Annotated in this window: 16 protein-coding genes, 2 tRNA genes and 1 other annotated feature; of the genes, 7 read left to right on the top strand and 11 right to left on the bottom strand. The window is 32.8% G+C overall.

What is annotated here, in order from left to right; translation table 11 throughout:
- The first annotated feature begins 6 nt into the window (after positions 1-6).
- The gene (locus tag EHE19_RS09030; RefSeq protein WP_171003492.1) at positions 7-1,659 is read left to right on the top strand and encodes a flagellinolysin; all 1,653 of its coding nucleotides are present in this window, start codon (positions 7-9) and stop codon (positions 1,657-1,659) included.
- Positions 1,660-1,803: 144 nt separating this feature from the next.
- On the top strand, positions 1,804-2,040 hold the full coding sequence (locus EHE19_RS09025) for a hypothetical protein (RefSeq protein ID WP_137696251.1): 237 nt from the start codon (positions 1,804-1,806) through the stop codon (positions 2,038-2,040).
- 128 nt (positions 2,041-2,168) lie between these two features.
- Here the strand turns inward: EHE19_RS09025 and EHE19_RS09020 are convergent, their stop codons facing one another.
- The 4 genes from EHE19_RS09020 to ileS form a co-directional block, all read right to left on the bottom strand.
- Positions 2,169-2,801: a TraR/DksA C4-type zinc finger protein gene (locus tag EHE19_RS09020; RefSeq protein WP_137696252.1), complete on the bottom strand. Its 633-nt coding sequence runs from the start codon at positions 2,799-2,801 to the stop codon at positions 2,169-2,171.
- 450 nt (positions 2,802-3,251) lie between these two features.
- Positions 3,252-3,566, bottom strand: a complete 315-nt coding sequence (locus EHE19_RS09015; RefSeq protein WP_137696253.1) for a DUF5665 domain-containing protein — start codon at positions 3,564-3,566, stop codon at positions 3,252-3,254.
- 318 nt (positions 3,567-3,884) lie between these two features.
- Complete coding sequence (gene aroB, locus EHE19_RS09010) at positions 3,885-4,964, bottom strand: 3-dehydroquinate synthase (protein WP_137696254.1); 1,080 nt, start codon at positions 4,962-4,964, stop codon at positions 3,885-3,887.
- Positions 4,965-5,261: 297 nt separating this feature from the next.
- A complete protein-coding gene (gene ileS, locus EHE19_RS09005) occupies positions 5,262-8,054 on the bottom strand; it encodes an isoleucine--tRNA ligase (RefSeq protein WP_137696255.1) in 2,793 nt (930 codons plus the stop codon).
- Positions 8,055-8,246: 192 nt separating this feature from the next.
- Positions 8,247-8,630, bottom strand: a binding site (T-box leader).
- Between the two features lie 432 nt (positions 8,631-9,062).
- Here ileS and EHE19_RS09000 point away from each other — a divergent pair.
- The gene (locus EHE19_RS09000; RefSeq protein ID WP_137696256.1) at positions 9,063-9,569 is read left to right on the top strand and encodes a hypothetical protein; all 507 of its coding nucleotides are present in this window, start codon (positions 9,063-9,065) and stop codon (positions 9,567-9,569) included.
- A 32-nt stretch (positions 9,570-9,601) separates the two neighbouring features.
- Here EHE19_RS09000 and EHE19_RS19575 read toward each other — a convergent pair whose 3' ends face one another.
- Together EHE19_RS19575 and pdxR are read right to left on the bottom strand one after the other, a co-directional pair.
- Positions 9,602-9,760 carry a hypothetical protein gene (locus tag EHE19_RS19575; RefSeq protein ID WP_171003493.1) on the bottom strand — a complete coding sequence of 53 codons (159 nt, stop codon included), beginning with the start codon at positions 9,758-9,760 and terminating at the stop codon, positions 9,602-9,604.
- Between the two features lie 166 nt (positions 9,761-9,926).
- The gene (pdxR, locus tag EHE19_RS08990; protein ID WP_137696257.1) at positions 9,927-11,351 is read right to left on the bottom strand and encodes a MocR-like pyridoxine biosynthesis transcription factor PdxR; all 1,425 of its coding nucleotides are present in this window, start codon (positions 11,349-11,351) and stop codon (positions 9,927-9,929) included.
- 142 nt (positions 11,352-11,493) lie between these two features.
- Here pdxR and pdxS point away from each other — a divergent pair, with 142 nt between their 5' ends.
- Complete coding sequence (gene pdxS / locus EHE19_RS08985; protein ID WP_137696258.1) at positions 11,494-12,372, top strand: pyridoxal 5'-phosphate synthase lyase subunit PdxS; 879 nt, start codon at positions 11,494-11,496, stop codon at positions 12,370-12,372.
- A gap of 116 nt (positions 12,373-12,488) precedes the next feature.
- Positions 12,489-13,067, top strand: a complete 579-nt coding sequence (pdxT, locus tag EHE19_RS08980; protein WP_137696259.1) for a pyridoxal 5'-phosphate synthase glutaminase subunit PdxT — start codon at positions 12,489-12,491, stop codon at positions 13,065-13,067.
- 205 nt (positions 13,068-13,272) lie between these two features.
- On the opposite strand, the gene EHE19_RS08975 is transcribed toward pdxT, so the two are convergent.
- The 3 genes from EHE19_RS08975 to EHE19_RS08965 all read right to left on the bottom strand — a co-directional run bounded on the left by EHE19_RS08975 (position 13,273) and on the right by EHE19_RS08965 (position 17,227).
- Positions 13,273-15,195: a rhomboid family protein gene (locus EHE19_RS08975; protein WP_137696260.1), complete on the bottom strand. Its 1,923-nt coding sequence runs from the start codon at positions 15,193-15,195 to the stop codon at positions 13,273-13,275.
- Between the two features lie 197 nt (positions 15,196-15,392).
- A complete protein-coding gene (locus EHE19_RS08970; protein ID WP_137696261.1) occupies positions 15,393-16,043 on the bottom strand; it encodes a response regulator in 651 nt (216 codons plus the stop codon).
- Complete coding sequence (locus EHE19_RS08965; protein WP_137696262.1) at positions 16,043-17,227, bottom strand: sensor histidine kinase; 1,185 nt, start codon at positions 17,225-17,227, stop codon at positions 16,043-16,045. The genes EHE19_RS08970 and EHE19_RS08965 overlap by 1 nt, the downstream gene beginning before the upstream one ends.
- A 483-nt stretch (positions 17,228-17,710) precedes the next feature.
- Between EHE19_RS08965 and EHE19_RS08960 the strand changes: the two genes are divergently transcribed.
- Together EHE19_RS08960 and EHE19_RS08955 are read left to right on the top strand one after the other, a co-directional pair.
- Positions 17,711-17,786 (top strand) — tRNA-Lys (locus EHE19_RS08960).
- Between the two features lie 77 nt (positions 17,787-17,863).
- Positions 17,864-17,939: transfer RNA gene (locus EHE19_RS08955), tRNA-Lys, on the top strand.
- A 356-nt stretch (positions 17,940-18,295) separates the two neighbouring features.
- On the opposite strand, the gene EHE19_RS08950 is transcribed toward EHE19_RS08955, so the two are convergent.
- Together EHE19_RS08950 and EHE19_RS08945 are read right to left on the bottom strand one after the other, a co-directional pair.
- Positions 18,296-18,718: a hypothetical protein gene (locus tag EHE19_RS08950; protein WP_137696263.1), complete on the bottom strand. Its 423-nt coding sequence runs from the start codon at positions 18,716-18,718 to the stop codon at positions 18,296-18,298.
- 298 nt (positions 18,719-19,016) lie between these two features.
- A complete protein-coding gene (locus EHE19_RS08945) occupies positions 19,017-19,634 on the bottom strand; it encodes a cyclase family protein (protein WP_137696264.1) in 618 nt (205 codons plus the stop codon).
- Between the last annotated feature and the right edge of the window lie 61 nt (positions 19,635-19,695).

Here is a 19,695-nt window from a genome sequence, read left to right as displayed (position 1 = left end):
GAACATATGAGAATAAACAATAATATTAGTTCTATAAATGCCAATCGCTCTTATGGTATTAATAATACAAATACACAGAAATCCTTAACAAAATTATCCTCTGGTTTGAGAATTAATTCAGCCGCTGATGATGCTGCTGGATTGTCTATATCTGAAAAAATGAGAGCACAAATACGAGGATTAAATCGTTGCAGCAACAATATTCAAGATGGCATTTCGCTTATACAAGTAGCAGATGGCGCTCTAAATGAAGTGCATTCATTGCTCCAAAGAGGCAGAGAACTATCTATTCAAGCAGCAAATGGGACACTCACTGAATCTGATAGAAAAATGATTCAAGAAGAAACCTCTCATATTATATCTGATATAGATCGAATAGCAAATCATACAGAGTTTAATACTCTTAAGCTTTTGAATGTTCCTAAGTCAAGCGCTGTTGACAATCAAATTATTACAGCATTGAAAAGTGCCTTGCTGGAGCAAGCTGAAGCACGAATTCTTTCTGAATACGGTCTTTCAGCAGATGGTCAAAGTTTACAAATTATATTAGAACAGACTCCACAGCCTTATTTGGCTGCTGTCTCCTTCAACCTAGATGCATCTGGAAAAGCAATTAATCAGAAGCTTCATATTGATGTTAGTGCTTTTACTCCTGCAACTTTGCCAAATGGTGGAACCGCACCTATATACAATGACCGTATTATTGCCCACGAGCTAGTTCATGCCATTATGGGTCGTACAATGAACTTTGGGGCTCTGCCAACTTGGTTCCAGGAAGGAGCCGCAGAGTTTATCCACGGCGGAGATGAAAGACTTTATGTTGATTCAAAAGGAAGAACAGATTTTGCGTCTGTGGTCAACGAATTAGCCAGTTGGGAAAATACCTCCATTGATTATTCTGCTGGCTATGGAGCCGTTCGTTATATGCATGCTCAAATAAAGGATAAAGGCGGCATTGGAATAAAGGATGTTATGACATATCTGAGCAATAATCCAACAAGTACACTTGATGAAGCACTTGCATCCGCATCTAATGGCTATTATACTAACCTATCAGCTTTTACTGCTGATTTTGCTGCTAACGGAGCTGCCTTTTTGGCCGGTTTGACTCTTACTAATGCTGATACAGGTGCTATAGGAGGTTATGATGCTGATGGTGGAACTCCTTTAGATGCTGAAAGCGTAATTGCAGATACTATCAACTATACAGATGATCCACTTTTAGGATTTAGTGAAATATGGCCAAATTTAACACCAAATAGCTTATCAAGCTTACAAATCCAATCAGGAGCCAATACTGGAGATGTTCTGAATATAACATTAGCTGATATACGCAGTACAACATTGGGATTAACAGATGTTGACGTTGTAAATCAAGCCAGTACTGCTATTGATAGTTTTGATTCTGCAATAAATAGTGTTTCTCATGTTAGAGCAAACTTTGGTGCTTTACAGAACCGTCTTGAGAAAGCAATGTCAGTAGCCGAAAACAGTGCAGAAAACTTAACTTCCAGCGAATCTCGTATTCGTGACGCAGATATAGCCAAAGAAATGATGGTGTTTACAAAAAACAATATCTTAGCGCAGGCTTCTTCTGCTATGATAGCTCAAGCCAATCAGCAGCCTCAAGCAATTCTGCAGCTACTTAGAGCTGGCTAATATATGTATATACTATTAAATTTGTTGCTCTTAACTAACAAACTTTGGTAATTATATTGTTTTCTAGTTTCCATAATTAAAATTTAGATTTTTATGGTATACTAATATATATAATCAATATTTACAAGTCGAAGGGATGAATTTATGTTAGAATATTGCAAATGTGGTTCTCTTATGATTAACGGTAGTTGTACTCACAAAGGTTGTAGCAACAATTTAACCAGTACGTTATCAAAAACAAAGAAAACCCGTACCAAAGCTTCAACAATTACCAAAGCAACAAAATCAGCAGTTAATTCAGCAGTTAAAAGTACAAAAGTACCTAGAGCTTCAAAATGTATTACTTACAAGTTAAGCGACTTGTCTCCACTTGAGGAATAAGAACTTGCTGTATAAAATTAAATAAAGTGATATATAAAAATTCTTTACCCTCTATAGAGTAAAGAATTTTTTATATATTGCAAATTTGTATATAGTACTTACAAAGGTTTTATTTAGTCTTTATACATCTAGGGCAGTTGATTTCTGTATTGTTGGTTAGAAATTTTATCAATCTCTTCCACTATTCCCTGATTATCCAGTTCATTAGTATAATACTCCTCATAATCCTCATATCCTCCCATATCCTGAGGTGTATCTGCAGAACCATATTTCATTAAATCATTAAGCTGATCAAGCCCCTCAAATTCATCATCTTCACGCTTATTCAAGTACTTTCTTCCAAATGGCGCATCAAACACCTCATCATATGACATGTCAGGTGTATTTATTTTTGAAGCTTCCTCTTCCTTTTCACAATCAATACAAAATTTAGCAGACGGCATTGCCTCTAACCTTTCATAAGGAATTTCCCTTTTACAGCTTTCACATTTACCATACGTTCCTTTTTCAAACTTGTTTAAAGCTCTGTTTATATCATTTAACTTACTTTGTTCATGGGCCTTAAGAGCCATGTTCATTTCAACAGAATATAACTCACTTCCCAAATCAGCTGGATGATTATCATAATTTGAAAGTTCATTAGGAGAGTGTTCGCTCATCACAGCCTCACCATTTTCATTCATCTGGCCTAATGTTCTGTTAATTCTATTGGCTTCATTAATAAGCTTTTCTTTTAAGTAGTACATTTTATTTTTATCCATACTAACCTCCCACGCCCCATTTAGGGCATAATTTTTGGTATAGCTTTCGTGGAGGTACGCCATTTTTTCAATACTAAAATCCACTTCTTAGGTGGCTAACCTCCCACGCCCCATTTAGGGCATAATTTTTGGTATAGCTTTCGTGGAGGTACGCCATTTCTTCAATACTAAAATCCACTTCTTAGGTGGCTAACCTCCCACGCCCCATTTAGGGCATAATTTTTGATATAGCTTTCGTGGAGGTACGCCATTGTTTTATTTCTAGAATCCTCTTTTTTGGTGGCTAACCTCCCACGCCCTATTTAAGCAATAAAATTTAGTGAAGCTATCTTGGAAAACCTATCATTTTTACACATAGTCTTTATTTATTAACTTATACTAACAAAAAGCCACTTGTGGGTTTTTGTTGCTCGAAAAAGCACAATGCTTTCAGATACTGCTTTATAGCTACTATCTTGGATTATTCATACTGTTCTGAACAATTTCTACTATGTCACTGATAAACTCACCTATATACGGTAAATTGATAGTTACAATTGACTTAAGAATATAGAGCGTAATTGCACTCAAAATTGTAAAGCCAATAGCTATTCCAAAGCCTCTTGCTAAACCATTTGTAAAATTTGCCCATAACATTTTTCTAGGGTGTTCAATGAAGTAAACATAATCTACAAATTTCATTTTTTCCATTTTTAATGACATTTCATCAACTTTTTTAACCAATAGATTTATTAAAGACTTATCGTTAGCTTTCTCCTTTGACATCTATTTCCCCTTTCAATTTCTACTTGTTACGAAACCCCATTGTTTCCCACATATAAATCTATAAAATCCAATACTAATTATTGTTTTTTTCAAATAACCCAACTTATTTTATGCAATTATTTATCTTTTTATTTAAAAGGTTATAAACCTATAATTGTTGAATATTAAAAATATATTTGTTTTATTTTAAGTAATTCATAATACAATAAACGACCACACAAGAAATATTTCTACTCTTATATGGTCGTTTCAGTTTGCTGTTCTACGCTAACTATTGACATAGAACCCATTTTAATTATAAGCAATTGCAGATTCAAACTATCTTGATAAATCTAACAGAACCTTTTTAATTAATTCACTATCTTCAATATTGCACTGGAATACTTCTCCAATTCTGCGTGGCAAAACGAATTTTAGCTTATTGTCTTTAACTTTTTTATCATAAAAAATATGACTGTAAACGGTTTCAACATCTAAACCAGGTAATGATATAGGCAATTCCAGCTTCTTGAGAATTTCCTTTACATTCTCAACCAATGCTTCTGTTACAACGCCTAAATAATATGCCATTCTGTATGCGCCAACAATACCAATTGCAACACATTCACCATGCAAAAGTTCAAAATTTTGTGCTGTTTCAATAGCATGACCAATTGTGTGTCCAAAATTTAGTATTGCCCTTAAATCACTTTCTTTTTCATCTGCCTCTACAACACTGCCTTTAATAGAGCAATTCTTTTTCGCTAAATATTGAAGTACATTTTCATCATAACAAAAGATATTATCTGCATTATCCTTAATGTATTCACAGTATTCTGCATCTAATATAAGTCCGTGCTTTATTACCTCTGCTAAGCCTGCTGAAACCTCACGTTTTGGTAATGTTTTAATTGTGTTCACATTAATAAAAACTAATTTGGGCTGATAAAATGCTCCTATCAAATTTTTATGACCTTCAAAATCAACGCCTGTTTTTCCTCCTACACTACTATCTGCTTGGGATAAAAGAGTGGTTGGAACCTGAACGAAGTTTATACCTCTCATATAGGAAGCTGCAGCAAAGCCTGTAATATCACCTACAACGCCTCCTCCTAAAGCAACTAACGTATCAGTTCTATCAAATTTATGCTCAACTAGCTTTTGATATATACCATATATAGCTTCTAAGGTTTTATGCTCTTCGCCGGGAATCAAAACATGTTTGTAAACCTCAAACCCATTACTCTTCATTTCTTGTAAACATATTTCTGAATAAAATTTATCAACATTTTCGTCAGTTACTATTAAAATTTTATTTCCAGTTCTCAGCGACAATACTGATTTCCCCAGTTCATCAAAACTTGTTGTAATAAATATTGGATAACTTCTCTCTTTTAAATTTACGGTATGTCTTATCATTGCTGCTCCCCCAAACCAAATTATTAATCAACCTTCGCACATTAAAATATCCAATTAAAATATCCATAGCTATAAAGACTTAATACTTTTTATTCAGCATGCTAGTTTGCAACTATCTCATGTATGCAAACATTAACTATTCTCTTTCCAATGAATTGCCTTCCCCTATGCAAATTTATCGATAGCTGCACCTACAATTCTAACCATAAATGCCGTTTCATTAAGTATAGCATAATAGACAATTGGGACGAAATATGCCTTACGCAAGTTCCGTCCCAATTTTGGTAAAAGTATCACTTAATCAACTACGTCTGCACATCTCTTACAGAGAGTTGGATGCTTTTCATCCTTGCCAACAGTTTCACTATACATCCAGCATCTTTCACATTTTTCTCCAGGTGCTTGTTCAACTGTAATCTTGATATTAGGCATTTCATCACCCTGTTGTGCTTCTGCTGTAGCTTCTGCCAAGCCTTTTACTGAAGCATCAGAGATAATAAATATTGTAACTAACTCATCTTCTATGCTCTTTATAAATTCGTAATCTGCACCATCAGCAAATATGGAAACCTTTGCATTTAATGAGTGTCCAATTGTTTTATTTGTTCTCGCAACCTCCAGAGCCTTTGAAACATCTGAACGTAGTGCAAGTATTTTATCCCATTTTTCAGCTAATGACTTGTCAATATACTTCTCGTTAATTTCAGGCCAATTGTTTAACTGCACGCTTTCAATATCGTCACTTGCTTTATGAGGCATAAACTGCCATATTTCTTCTGTAGTAAATGCAAGAACAGGTGTTAGCATTAGTACTAACGCATGTAATATTTCATACATAACAGTTTGTGCTGCTCTTCTTTCCTTTGAATCAACTTTTGAAGTATAAAGTCTGTCCTTTATAATATCCAAATAGAAATTACTCATGTCAACAACACAGAAATTGTGAATTGAATGGAACATTGTATGGAATTCATACGACTTATAGGCTTCAGATACTTTTTGGTTAAGCAAAGCTAGCTTGTGAAGTGCCCATCTATCTAATTCACATAATTCTGAGTAATCAACGCTGTCTGTATTTGGGTCAAAGCCATTTATATTTCCTAAAATATATCTAGCAGTGTTTCTTATTTTTCTATAAGATTCTGATAACTGTTTTAACAATTCCTTTGAAATTCTAACATCTGCTGTATAATCAGATGAAGCAACCCAAATTCTCAGTATATCTGCGCCATATTCTTTAATAACATCAGCAGGGTCAATACCATTGCCTAATGATTTTGACATTTTTCTGCCTTGACCATCTACAACATATCCATGAGTTAGAACTGTTTTAAATGGTGCATTTCCTTTTGTAGCTACAGATGTTAATAGTGAAGACTGGAACCAACCACGATGCTGGTCGCTTCCTTCTAAGTACATATCAGCTGGTGATGATAAGCCTTCTCTAGTTTCCAATACAGCTGCATGGCTAGAACCACTATCAAACCAAACATCCATAATATCATTTTCTTTTGTAAACTCAGAATGACCACATTCACATTTAGTGCCTGCTGGTAATATTTCAGAAGCTTCTAAAGCATACCAAGCATTTGAGCCCTTTTCTCTAAACAAATCTGCAACTGCCTTTATAGTTGCATCATTAATTAATTCTTTTCCACATTCCTTACAATAGAATATCGGAATAGGTAAGCCCCAGGTTCTTTGTCTGGAAATACACCAGTCACCTCTGTCTCTTACCATGTTTGTAATTCTTTCTTCACCCCACTCAGGAACCCATTTAACATCTTTTATAGCCTTAAGAGCTTCTTCTCTAAAGCCGTCAATTGATGCAAACCATTGTTCAGTTGCACGGAAAATTATAGGGTCCTTACATCTCCAGCAGTGTGGATATTGGTGAGAAATTTTCTCTTGAGCCAATAATCTTCCATCCTGAATTAATCTTTCTAAAATAGCGCCATTTGCCTTTTTATAGAACAATCCTGCAAAAGGTCCAGCTTCCTCTGTCATAACACCCTTGCTATCAACTGGCACAATTACTGGAATTTCCTTATATTTCTGACATACTAAATAGTCCTCTACACCATGACCGGGAGCTGTATGAACGCATCCTGTACCAGCTTCTAATGTTACATGGTCACCGAGTATTACCATTGAATCTCTATTAAGAAATGGATGTCTGCATTGTATTCTTTCTAAATCTCTTCCTTGATATTTAGCTACTATTTCATATTCTGATATTTCTGCAGCATTCATAGTCTTTTCAACTAATTCAGTTGCTAGAACATAATATTCGTCATTTGCTTTAACTAGTGAATACTCAAAATTCTCATTTAAGCAGATTGCAAGGTTAGCAGGTAATGTCCAAGTTGTTGTTGTCCAAATTACAAAATTAACCTTCTCCTTATCCGCTACTCCTTCAAAAATACCCTTGTCATCTCTAACTTGGAATTTAACATATATCGAAACTGTAGTATCATCAGCATACTCAATCTCAGCTTCTGCTAATGCAGTTTCACATTCAGGGCACCAGTAAACAGGCTTTAAGCCTTTATAAATATGCCCGTTTGTTGCCATTTTTCCAAACACTTCTACCTGTTTTGCTTCAAACTCAGGCTTTAATGTAATGTATGGGTTCTCCCAATCAGCTCTTACACCAAGGCGCTTAAATGCATCTCTCTGAACATTTAAGTACTTCATTGCAAAGCCTTCACAAGCTTCTCTGAAAACAACAGGCCCTACTTCATGTCTCTTTAGTCCAAGTTCTTTGATAGCTCTTTGCTCAATTGGAAGTCCATGAGTATCCCAACCTGGAACAAAAGGTGCATGGTAACCTGCCATGCTGTGGTATTTAACAACTATATCTTTTAAAATCTTATTAAGTGCAGTTCCAAGGTGGATTCCACCATTTGCATAAGGTGGTCCATCATGAAGTATAAATGTTGGTTTTCCTTCTGTTTTCTTTAGCTGCTTATTATAAATGTCCATTTCTTCCCATTTCTTAAGGAATTCAGGCTCTCTTTGAGGCAAATTTGCTCTCATTGGGAATTCTGTCTGTGGTAGATTTAAGGTTTTTCCATAATCTTCTGGCATTTTCTTTCCTCCATAATATAATTTAATTTTCAATAAAATAATTTAGTTTTCAATTAATGCGTCAATTTTTCTTGGTACAAGCTAAATAATCACTATAACTGCGCAAGCTTCAAGTTAGCCTCCATTTTACATGTACCACCGACTATTCAAATAGTCTGCTAATATTTTTTTAATATAATAAAGCCTCATCCACATAGGGACGAGGCTATTTTCGCGGTACCACCCAATTTATTTGTAATATGCTATGAACAGAATTGTCAGCTTATGTTAGAACTATTCGCTATACAGCTTAGAAATGTCCATCAACTTTGTAGCACCAATATCCACTAAATAAAAGCAAAAATATTAGCAACTAAAAAATCAGTTAGACAACGTAAAGCTTACAATCCAACTACTAAAGCATATACACAATCACTTCATTATATAACGGCTTATTAACCGGCACACCTTACACTAATAAAATTTCAGGCTGCAATTCATGGATGATTTTCAAAAACTTGAACTTATGAGATTTCACCAAACTCTCACTCTCTTTGAAGCCAACTGTTTTTTACTCTTTCCAATCATCATTATTAACATATTTATTTATTAATTCTTCCCATTAAATATGGAAATTTTCATCACAATTACTATTTATAATACATCAACGAAATATTTTCGTCAAGGTGGTTCATCTAAAAACAATACATGTCTTATTTAAAATTAGTAATTACCAACCCAATTGCTAATACAATTACAAGTATAAGTAGTATTTTAAGTCTCCCCTTTTTTACTCTCACCTTTTCACCTATTCTAAAACCTAAGCTTTCTAAGATTAATATAATTATATCACCCAGCATATCTTTGTACCCTTTACATATAAAATATATTCCTACTCAAGCTTTCTAGCTATGAAGCAGTCCTTATACATCTTATTTTATCATACATAATGTAATTCACAATGCAATTCACATAAGTCCAGCCAAATGAATACTATGTAGTGTGATTTAAACTTGAAACGAGAGAATTATGGGCTATGATTATAATAAAATAATTTTAAATATAAAAAACGGTAAGCACAGCAGATTAGGTATTGGCTCATCAAGGATAGTCTATGATTTAAACGATGGCTTTGTTGTTAAAATTGCTAAGGACATCCGAGGAATTTTTCAAAATGAAGCTGAACATAAAACCTATTTATCTCATAAATCCGTTCTTTTTGCAGAAGTAATAGATATTTCTGAAGATAATCGCTTTTTGATTATGCCAAAAGCAGAAAGAATAAAAAATATTAATACTGTTTTAAGGTATTATCGTGTAAAAAGCATCAAATCCCTTTTTTACAAAGATAAGCTTATTATCAGTGACATACATGAAAATAACTTAAGCAGGAACGACCTATACAGAGTTTCTAGTTGGGGTCTTATAAATAATGTTCCACTGATAATTGACTATGGATTAACACATAATATTTTTAAAAAGTTCTATGGTTACAATAGGTTTTTTAAAAAATACAAGCCAATACATTACTTCTGAATTTTATATTTGCAATATATAATAACCCACTTCTATTGGGTATTCATATTATGCAGCTTATTTAAATAATTATTTATTATCTGTGCTTGCCCTGTCGCAGTGCTTGACTTGACACCAGCATCAATTCTGCCATAGAACATGTCAGGTTCAGTAATTAAAGGTGTTCTTACTCCGTTAGTAACACTAGACACCTCAAAAATACCATTGTTATTTGCATCAATCCAGTTCTCAGATGTATCTGCAATTCCATCACCGTTTGAATCTACATCAGCAAAGTAGTAGTCAGAAACACTTATAGTGTAAATTTTATGATTATTATTGCGTAAATTGTTACTATTTAAGCAGTTTACTGTTGATTTATTTTGTACATTTTTGATTTTCTGCCAGACATTTCTCTAAAATTGTCATACCTTCTCTTATCTGCTCAATATCAGATGATGCAAAACTAAGTCTTATATAATTATCTCTATTTTCATTATTGATGTCGTAAAAAATACTAGAAGGTATTAGTAAAAGTCCTTTGGCTTTGCACTCATCATATATTTCTCTGGCTGACATATATTTTGGCACTCTAATCCAGAAATACAAGCCCCCATTAGGCTTATTGTACTTAATGCCATAAGAACTTAGTTTTTCTAATCTGCTAAGCATAAACTCATATTTGCCTTTATATATTTCTCGCATATAATTTTGATGCTCATCCCATTTTCCAGTTTCAAAATATCTTTCTAGCGACCTTTGTATAAGTCCAGAGGATGAAATATCACTGGCATGTTTTATTTTAGTAAAATCACTAATCAGCAAATCAGGAATTACCATACAACCTACTCTTAGTCCTGGCATTAGTATTTTTGAAAAGCTTTTCAAATACAGGACATATTCATTTTTTGTATCTAAAGCCTTAAGTGTCTCCAACCTTTTGTTTTCGTAGCAAAGATCCGACATAGAATCATCTTCAACAATATAAGTATTATATTTTCGAGCAAGTGCAAGCAAATCCTTCAGCTTATTAGTACTGTAAGATATAGTAGTAGGATTTTGAAAGCTTGTCATAACATAAATTAGCTTTGGCTTACATATCCTGATTTTCTTTTCCAAATCAATTAAATCTATTCCATCTTGTTCAAGATTTACTCTTACTACTCTTGCTCCTCTTGATTTAAAAACAGCTATTGCTCCATCATAAGTTGGGTTTTCTGTAATTACATAGTCTCCTGAATTTATAAGCACCTTTCCTATCAAATCTATTCCCTGCTGTGACCCTGATACTATCTGAATATTATCTTCATTTTCCATTTTTATTGAATATTTATTATTCAAGTAAGTAAGTAAAGATTTTCTAAGTGGTTTGAATCCTTTACTATCTTGATATCCAAAAGCAAAGCCCTTATCCCTTTCTATAACTTCATTTATACATTCTTTAAAGGATTCTATCGGGAATATTGAAGGATGCGGCGTTGCACTTGCAAAATTGATTATAGAAGTCTTATCTGATATACCTATGTCACTTGAAGAAAATAACTCTTCCTCATGCAATTTGCTACCTGATACATAATAGCCGCTTCCCTTTTTAGCAGTAATATATTTATTATTTTCTAGCTGCTTATAAGCATTTATAACAGTGACATTATTTACCCCTAACATCTCAGCAAAGCTTCTAATTGCAGGCAGCTTCTCCCCAGTTTTTAACTGACCTTCAGCAATTAATTTCTTTAAATAATCAAATAACTGCATATACTTAGGCTGACCCGACTCAGTAAATTGTATCGATACATTTATCATTTTATCCTCCAATTTTATTAAATCATATTGACATACACTATATAATGTGTAAAAATATTCAAAATTAATTTGATTTGATACTAATCTGTTACGATACAATTAAGTATAACAAAAATTTCTAATAATGTAAAGGAGACCAACTATGTCTGAAAGATATGAATTAAATAAGAATCTCGCACAAATGCTAAAAGGCGGAGTAATAATGGATGTTGTAAATGCCAAAGAAGCAGAAATTGCTCAAAAAGCAGGTGCTGTAGCTGTAATGGCTCTTGAAAGAGTTCCATCTGACATTAGAAAAATGGGTGGAGTTGCAAGAATGTCTGACCCTAAGATGATAAAAGAAATTCAAAGTGCTGTATCAATTCCTGTAATGGCAAAGGTTAGAATAGGACATTTTGTTGAGGCTCAAGTTTTAGAAGCCCTGAATATTGATTACATAGATGAAAGTGAAGTTTTAACTCCTGCTGATGAAGAATTTCACATTGACAAGCATAGCTTTAAAGTTCCATTTGTTTGTGGTGCCAAAAATTTAGGAGAAGCCTTAAGAAGAATCGGAGAAGGTGCTTCAATGATAAGAACTAAAGGTGAAGCTGGTACTGGAAATGTAGTAGAAGCAGTTAGACATATGAGAACAGTAACTGCTGACATCAGAAAAGTTCAAAGCGCTTCTAAACAGGAATTAATGACTATTGCAAAAGAATTGGGCGCTCCATACGATCTGATTTTATATGTTCACGAAAATGGAAAGCTGCCTGTAATCAACTTCGCTGCTGGTGGAATTGCAACCCCTGCTGATGCAGCTCTTATGATGCAGCTGGGCTGTGACGGAGTATTTGTAGGCTCAGGTATTTTTAAATCTTCTGATCCTATAAAAAGAGCTGCAGCAATTGTTAAGGCCACTACTTATTACAATGACCCGCAAGTTATTGCCGAAGTATCGGAAGAATTAGGAACTGCAATGGATTCATTGGACATAAGAGAATTGTCAGGCAATAGCCTTTTAGCTTCAAGAGGATGGTAATATATCTAAAATAGATATATCTATATTTAAACTATAAGTATTGGTAAACTTCTGAGGTTATAGAAGGTAAATAAATAACCAAAACCAAAAAAATTTTTTATAAAGGAATATCTGTTATGAAAAAAGTAGGTGTTTTAGGCTTGCAAGGTGCTGTTTCTGAACATGTTGATAGACTTGCCAAGTTAGAAAACGTAAAGCCCCTTGTAGTTAAATACAAAAATGAAATAGAAGCTGTCGATGCTTTAATTATCCCTGGTGGTGAAAGTACAGCTATTGGAAAGCTTTTAGCTGATTTTGAACTAACCAGTACCTTAAAATCCAGAATACTTTCAGGAATGCCTGTATGGGGAACTTGTGCAGGAATGATAATCTTGGCAAAAAAGCTATGCAACGATGAAAGACGCCATTTGGAGGTCATGGATATTGAAGTTATGCGAAATGGCTACGGAAGACAAATAGACAGTTTTTCCACCACAGTGAATTTACCAGAATTATCAGCCAATGAGATTCCTTTGGTATTTATACGAGCGCCATATGTGGTAAATGCAGCCCCCAATGTAAAGGTTCTATTGCGTGTAAATGATAAAATTGTAGCATGCAGGCAGGAAAACATGCTAGCTACCTCCTTCCATCCAGAACTGACAGAGGATTTAAGCTTTCATAAGTATTTTGTGGATTTGATTAAGGCAAGTTAATATTAAATGAAAAGTCTCCCCCAATCAATTGGTTTATATGTTTGTTTTAGGCTAAGCCTCACCAAAAATAACATACATCCTAGAAGCGTTCAAAGCCTTTGTCATTATAGATAAAGGCTTTGAACCATCTATTAGCTACAATTCAATAAAAAAACTCATGCCTTAAGCAATTTTAAGACATGAGTAATATTTATTCAAATAGAATCTATTTACTCTTCTGTATATTTTCTATGTCAGAAAGCATATTGTTAATAGCATTCATATTGGGAGAATCAAGTTCTTTGGCTTTTTGAAGATGTTCCTTTGCCTTATCTAAATTTTTAGCATCCTGTGTGTTATAGTAAATTGCGCCCAAAATAAAATGTCCATGTTTCGGGCTTAATTCTATTAATTGGTTTGCATGTTCTTCAGCTTCAGTAAATTTTACAGGATTGCCCTGAGCAGCTTCTGATAAGGATAAGTTCCATAATACCTGTGACTTTTTATCGGTATCAAGTTCTTGCTTTAATAATTGTTCTGAATGCTCTTCGCTCTCGTTATATTTACCCTGAGCTAACTCCGAACCACTAAGAAACACTAATGTATCAATTAATATATTAGAATTTTGCGGATTCATTTTTAATAATTCTTCTGCATGTTCTTCGCACTCGTTATGTTTACCTTGAATATTTTCTGATTTTACTACGCTAAAAAGAGCATTTATTTTGGTATTATTATCAATATCATATTTCAACAACTCTTCCGCATGCTTTTCACTCTCATTATATTTATCTTGAGAATTTTCAGATTCTATTAAAATTTTCAAAACACTTATTCTTAATTCATCATCTTGAAAATCCTGATTAAGTATTTGTTCTGCAATCTTTTCTGCTTCTGCATAATTTTTCTGAGCATAATAGTTATCTAAAGAAACAATTTGAGAAATAAGCCTATTACTTTCATTGTTAAAGCTGTAAAAAAGCCCTCCAATCGTTACTAAAAACACCAATATTAGCGAGCCAATTCTAACAAGCCTGTCCTTAGAAGTCTCTTCTTTAGCAGTATAAACCACACCAGTAGTTAAAAAGCCTCCAACTAACCCACCAAGATGTGCGCTGTTGTCTATTCTCTCATTCATAACACCATAGACAAGGTTTATTACCAATATAGTTAACAAGTTAGCACCAAAACTGCTTTTTAATAGTGAAGGTCTCTTTATTGCAAAAAACAGCATTGCTCCTAGTAGTCCAAATATTGCACCTGATGCTCCTACTGCTGGATAAATATTAAAAGCAAAGCTTGCAATAGAACCAACTAGACCTGCTACGAAATAAATTACAATCATTTTTACATGCCCAAATAATCTTTCAATCTGAGTTCCTATCATATAAAGTGAATAGCAATTTAACAACAGATGTACTTCGTTTGAATGTAAGAACATTGCTGAAATAAATCTCCAATATTCCCCTTCTAATATAAACAAATTTATTTTAGCACCAAATGGAGCTAAAAGATTAACATATTCTGTATTTGTTGTAAAAGATAATATCCTCAAAAGGAGCCATACCAATATATTTGCAGCTATTAGGACATAAGTAACCCAAGGTGTTTTTGCCTTAAATTCAATTTGAAAATCTTTACTCCTCTTCACTAATAATTCTTTTATGTCTTCTATTGATGTCTCTTTTTCATGTAGATTTTTTGCAAAAAATTTATTTATTGCTTTAACGATATTTCCATCGAAAGTTGGCTCATTATAATGCTTTCTAACAATTTTATTTGAAATATCAACTGACATGCACTTAAAAAATTTCTTTTCTGTTATATTATCTATCTGACTCTTTTCAATTATATCTAACACTTCATCATTAGGTGCATTGTCAAATAAAAATAGCTTTAATACATATGCATTTCTGCCATTTATACTATCTAGCATAGCAGATGAATTTTCCATAATTCGAGCCAATTGCACATTATCAAACCTATCTGCATCAATCACTTCAAGAAATACTGTAGTACCTTGATAATTTTTTATTAAGCCTGCTGAACCATTACTAAAATCTAGTGCTTCATCATTTGTATTTATTAAATTAAAACTATATTTCTCAATTAAGTATTTAATTAGAGAATTTGTAAAATTGGTTTTCATTAAATATGTGACTCCTTACATAAATTAATTGACTTGAAGCTAAAATTGGTTGCATCAGGTTATTATGAATATATACAATCTGAATATATAATATGAAATATGTAAAGTTCAACCATTTAGCTTAATTTCTAATTTTAGACATAAAAACACATATTAATATTATGTTAATCTCAATAATCCTATATTATTTATTATCTCTAAGTTTTAATATTATGTTTAAATGCATAAATGGCTGCTTGTGTTCTATCATTTACATCAAGCTTTTTGAATATGTTGGAAATATGATTTTTTACAGTCTTTTCACTAATAAATAGTTTTTTTGCAATTTCTTTATTTATTAATCCATCTGCAATTAATTTCAAAACCTCTATTTCTCTATTTGTAAGATTTTTTGTAATAGAGTTATCATGCTCAATAAGTGTTATCCTATTAAACTCCTTAACCAGTTCACCTGTCATGTTTGGTTGAATATATGTCTTTTCATGATAAACACTTCTAATTGCTTCTATTAATACTGATGATTCCGCATCTTTTAACACATAGCCTTCACAGCCTTGTTGTATAGTTCTGAACAAATATTCTCTATCTTGGTGAAGGGTTAGTACAATAATTTTACAATCACAATTTTCTTCCTTAAGAATTTTTATTGCTTGCAGACCATTTAATACAGGCATATTAATGTCCATTAAAATTATATCAGGTTTATCCTGCCTAGCAAGCAATACTGCCTGTTCTCCATTAGCTGCCTGAGATACAACCTCTATGTCATCCTCTAGTTCAATAATAGTCTTTAGACCTTGCCTAACCATAGCATGGTCATCCGCAATCATTACTCTAATTTTATCCATTAATTAGGAGCCTCCTCTTCATTTATGAGCGGTATTTGTATTTTAAGTGTAGTTCCTTTACCTATTTCTGATTTCACTTCAAATTCACCTTCAAGTAATGCTACTCTCTCCTTCATACTGTAAAGCCCAAATCCTCCGCTTAAATCAGACTTGTTCTTTTTCTTATTAACTCGTACTGCCTTAGTGTCAAATCCAACTCCATTATCAATAATGGTTATTATCAGCCTCTGTTCAACACGTTCTAAGAGGATTGAAGCAGATTTTGCTTCTGAGTGCTTTAAAATATTATTTAAAGCCTCTTGAACTATTCTGAATACAGTAAGTGAGATAGCAGGCTTTAATTCCACATCAACATTTCTAACTTTTAATGTAACATCTATATTGGTATCCTCTTTAAAAGATATAACATACCTTTCCAATGTAGGCAAAAGCCCTAAATCATCAAGTGCCATCGGTCTAAGATTATAAATTATCTTCCTAACTTCTTGAAGGCTATCTCTTGTAATCTTTTTTAGATTACGCAGTTCGTCCTTTGCTTCACCGATATTCTTGTCAATAAGCTTTTCACAGATTTCTGCTTTAATTACTATGTTAGACATAGATTGAGCAGGTCCATCATGAATCTCACGAGCAAAACGCTTTCTTTCATCTTCCTGTGCTTCTATAATTCTAATACCCAAATACTGCTTTTGCTGTAAATTATCAAGTTCTTCTCCAGCATCTTTTAGCTCTCCGCTTAAATACTCAAGAGCTATCCCAACATGTCCTATCAGATTATCCGCACGTTTTAGAGTTTTTGTTGAATCTTTAATTCTCACCTCAATATCATTACGTCTTTTGATCAAAAATCTCTCTTGTTCACGCCTTACGGCAAGCTTGACAAGCAAATTATCAGCATCTTGATACGCCTTTTCCAGTTCACTCTGGCTATATTTATTAAAATCTCGATTTACATCGAAGAGCTTTTTCTTACTTTGCTTTAAGTCGTGTTCTAGTTCTTCGATTTCACTTATGATTTCAAAAACCTCTCTTTTTAATACTTCTAGTTCGTCTTCAAGCCTTTTTCTATCTAACCTTGTGTTTTCTGCAATTTCTATTATTTCTTTTTTGCCCATATCAAGAGCCTTGATTGAGTCATTAATGATTTTATCCATTTCAATTGCATTATGTTTGTAGTTTAACATTATTTTATCACTCTCTGTTTTTGTATAAATGTATATAAAAAACTGTTATGTACCATTTCATTATAGATATATTCTACCTAATAACTCATTTGTCCACAATACATTTACATATTTTTATAACTATACCACACAATTAATTTTAAATCTGATTGTTCAGCCAACACACCACATATTATATAACTTTCTCAACTTTTTCAGAAAGATACGGACAGTTTTACCATTAACATAACTTTCAGCTAATTTCAAACTACTATGCTTTTTTCAATTCTTTATTAAAGATAATATACAAATCTCCTTCTTGACAATATTTATTTCTAATTTTTCAAGAAGGAGAATTATTTTATAACTACAAGACTAATAACTTTTCAAATAAGTTAAGACTTTTTTACTAAAATTTTTTTAAATAAGTGTTGACAATACCCAACTAACCTCTTATAATGTAAAAGTGCTTAGACGAGATGTCCGAGTTGAGCACTAATAAATGCGCCATTAGCTCAGTTGGTAGAGCACCTGACTCTTAATCAGGGTGTCCCGGGTTCGAATCCCTGATGGCGCACCACAATAATTTTTTTGATTATTTGATATTTTGTAATTACATATTAAAGCTTTTTTTAGTTATATTATTTTATTAATCTTGCGCCATTAGCTCAGTTGGTAGAGCACCTGACTCTTAATCAGGGTGTCCCGGGTTCGAATCCCTGATGGCGCACCATAATATGTAAAAACTCGCTGTTTTAGCGAGTTTTTTGTATTCTCAAATTTTTTATTTTTTACTAATATAAAATAATGATAGAAAATGAGTATAAAGAGACTGGCCTAAAAACACATCTATAGAACAGCTACACACAGAATCGGCAGTACCAATCCCCTTAAACCTATACCAGCTACTTTATTGTACCACAATTAAAACCAATTTAGTTTTCATTGATTTTGGAAAGATACACTATCATAATTGTCTATATAAACAAAAATAATGTAATCAACAGAAAAGCACATAAAAAGTACGCTGGTGCAAATAATTTACGGATAATCTCGAAATATTCGCTGAAATAAATTCAGTATAGAGTATTACCATATAACTTCTAAATATATTTTATCTGCCAATAATGACCATCCATAAATAACATGATACTTATTATCATATAATTGCTTTATATCTTTATGATTATCAACATATTCAAAAAGATTATTTTTTATTATCGCACCTTCTATTGAATCTATCTGACTAAACAATGCCTTATAGTCATCAGAAGACAACAATACTGTTTTATGCTCTCTTTTGTCACTGTCTATCAAGCCAATATACAAAGACTGCAGTTTCCCATCTATAATTATTTGAGCTTTATTTAATGAATCTGAGTACTTTTCTATGGTAGAAAAAGTCCTATTTTGGAGTTCCTGTTCATTTGTAAATTCTTTTTCGAGTTTTTCATTCCTCTTTTTTTGTTCAAGTTCTTTTCTTCTGATTTGTGCATCTCTTAATTCTGGCATATGTTTCCTCCCTAAGTCCTCTTATTAAATTAAAAGTTCATTCAATAGACTATACAAATTATACTATATCCTCGATATAATTTCATTATTATGCCTAGATTAAAAATGTATTTTTTCGATTGTAGAATACATTTTATCCTTGGATTTTTTTTATCATCTATTTTAAGCCAGAAATACTTATCAGCAATGGTATTAAAATACCAAAAACAGTTAGTATGCACCAAAAAATCAAAATGTTTTTATTACAATATATAAATTATATAAATTTGTATTCCAGTTATTTATAGTTCTCAGACTATTATAGAATTCTGGCAATTGCCCTTACCATACAAGAATCGGTCTTAATTTTCAAAGGAAATGCCATCACCTCAAAACTGTCTTCATCATTAATCTTTTCTAAATTAGTAAGGTTCTCCAATATTAAAACACCGTGGCTCAGCAAATATTTATGAACATCAAATGGAAATCTGTCTGGTGAGGGCATATCAATGCCAAGTATTTTTATTTTATTTCTAACTAGCATTTCACAAAAACTCATATCTAATATAGGATGCTTAGAATAGTACTCTTTCAATCCATAAAATTTATCCATTCCAGTATGGAGAAGGACAATTTCTGCTCCATTAACTATATCTAAATGCGACTCTTTTAGCTTGATTAAGTTTTCATTATGAGAACGAATAATACACCCTTTGCCACAAAAGTTTTCCAATTCAAAATCACATAAATATTTATTTACATCTAGCATGTGCATAGGCCCATCCAAATGAGTACCTACATGCATTTCAGTTTCAATGCTGTGATTATTATAATTATCTGAGCTATATATCCGAGTTTGTACCAATTTTAAGCCTGAATCTCCAGGATATACTGGCATACCATTTTCAATTGTGTGCGATAAATCAATTAATCTCATTTATTTTTCCACCTTTTATTTATATGTTCTATGTTTGATTGTCAAAAATGTGTTACGCAAT

Origin of the sequence: Ruminiclostridium herbifermentans (genome assembly GCF_005473905.2) — a bacterium.
Lineage (GTDB): Bacteria > Bacillota > Clostridia > Acetivibrionales > DSM-1351 > Ruminiclostridium > Ruminiclostridium herbifermentans.
The sequence above is the reverse complement of the archived record's forward strand: the minus strand, read 5'-3'. Positions and strand labels throughout refer to the sequence as shown.

Coding starts and splice junctions, on each gene's coding strand:
- EHE19_RS09000 (WP_137696256.1), top strand. CDS start 9,063: ATGGGCTATGATTATAATAAAATAATTTTAAATATAAAAAACGGTAAG.
- aroB (WP_137696254.1), bottom strand. CDS start 4,964: ATGATAAGACATACCGTAAATTTAAAAGAGAGAAGTTATCCAATATTT.
- ileS (WP_137696255.1), bottom strand. CDS start 8,054: ATGCCAGAAGATTATGGAAAAACCTTAAATCTACCACAGACAGAATTC.
- EHE19_RS08970 (WP_137696261.1), bottom strand. CDS start 16,043: ATGGATAAAATTAGAGTAATGATTGCGGATGACCATGCTATGGTTAGG.
- EHE19_RS09020 (WP_137696252.1), bottom strand. CDS start 2,801: ATGGATAAAAATAAAATGTACTACTTAAAAGAAAAGCTTATTAATGAA.
- EHE19_RS08965 (WP_137696262.1), bottom strand. CDS start 17,227: ATGTTAAACTACAAACATAATGCAATTGAAATGGATAAAATCATTAAT.
- EHE19_RS08945 (WP_137696264.1), bottom strand. CDS start 19,634: ATGAGATTAATTGATTTATCGCACACAATTGAAAATGGTATGCCAGTA.
- pdxS (WP_137696258.1), top strand. CDS start 11,494: ATGTCTGAAAGATATGAATTAAATAAGAATCTCGCACAAATGCTAAAA.
- EHE19_RS08950 (WP_137696263.1), bottom strand. CDS start 18,718: ATGCCAGAATTAAGAGATGCACAAATCAGAAGAAAAGAACTTGAACAA.
- EHE19_RS09015 (WP_137696253.1), bottom strand. CDS start 3,566: ATGTCAAAGGAGAAAGCTAACGATAAGTCTTTAATAAATCTATTGGTT.
- EHE19_RS09030 (WP_171003492.1), top strand. CDS start 7: ATGAGAATAAACAATAATATTAGTTCTATAAATGCCAATCGCTCTTAT.
- pdxR (WP_137696257.1), bottom strand. CDS start 11,351: ATGATAAATGTATCGATACAATTTACTGAGTCGGGTCAGCCTAAGTAT.
- EHE19_RS08975 (WP_137696260.1), bottom strand. CDS start 15,195: ATGAAAACCAATTTTACAAATTCTCTAATTAAATACTTAATTGAGAAA.
- pdxT (WP_137696259.1), top strand. CDS start 12,489: ATGAAAAAAGTAGGTGTTTTAGGCTTGCAAGGTGCTGTTTCTGAACAT.
- EHE19_RS09025 (WP_137696251.1), top strand. CDS start 1,804: ATGTTAGAATATTGCAAATGTGGTTCTCTTATGATTAACGGTAGTTGT.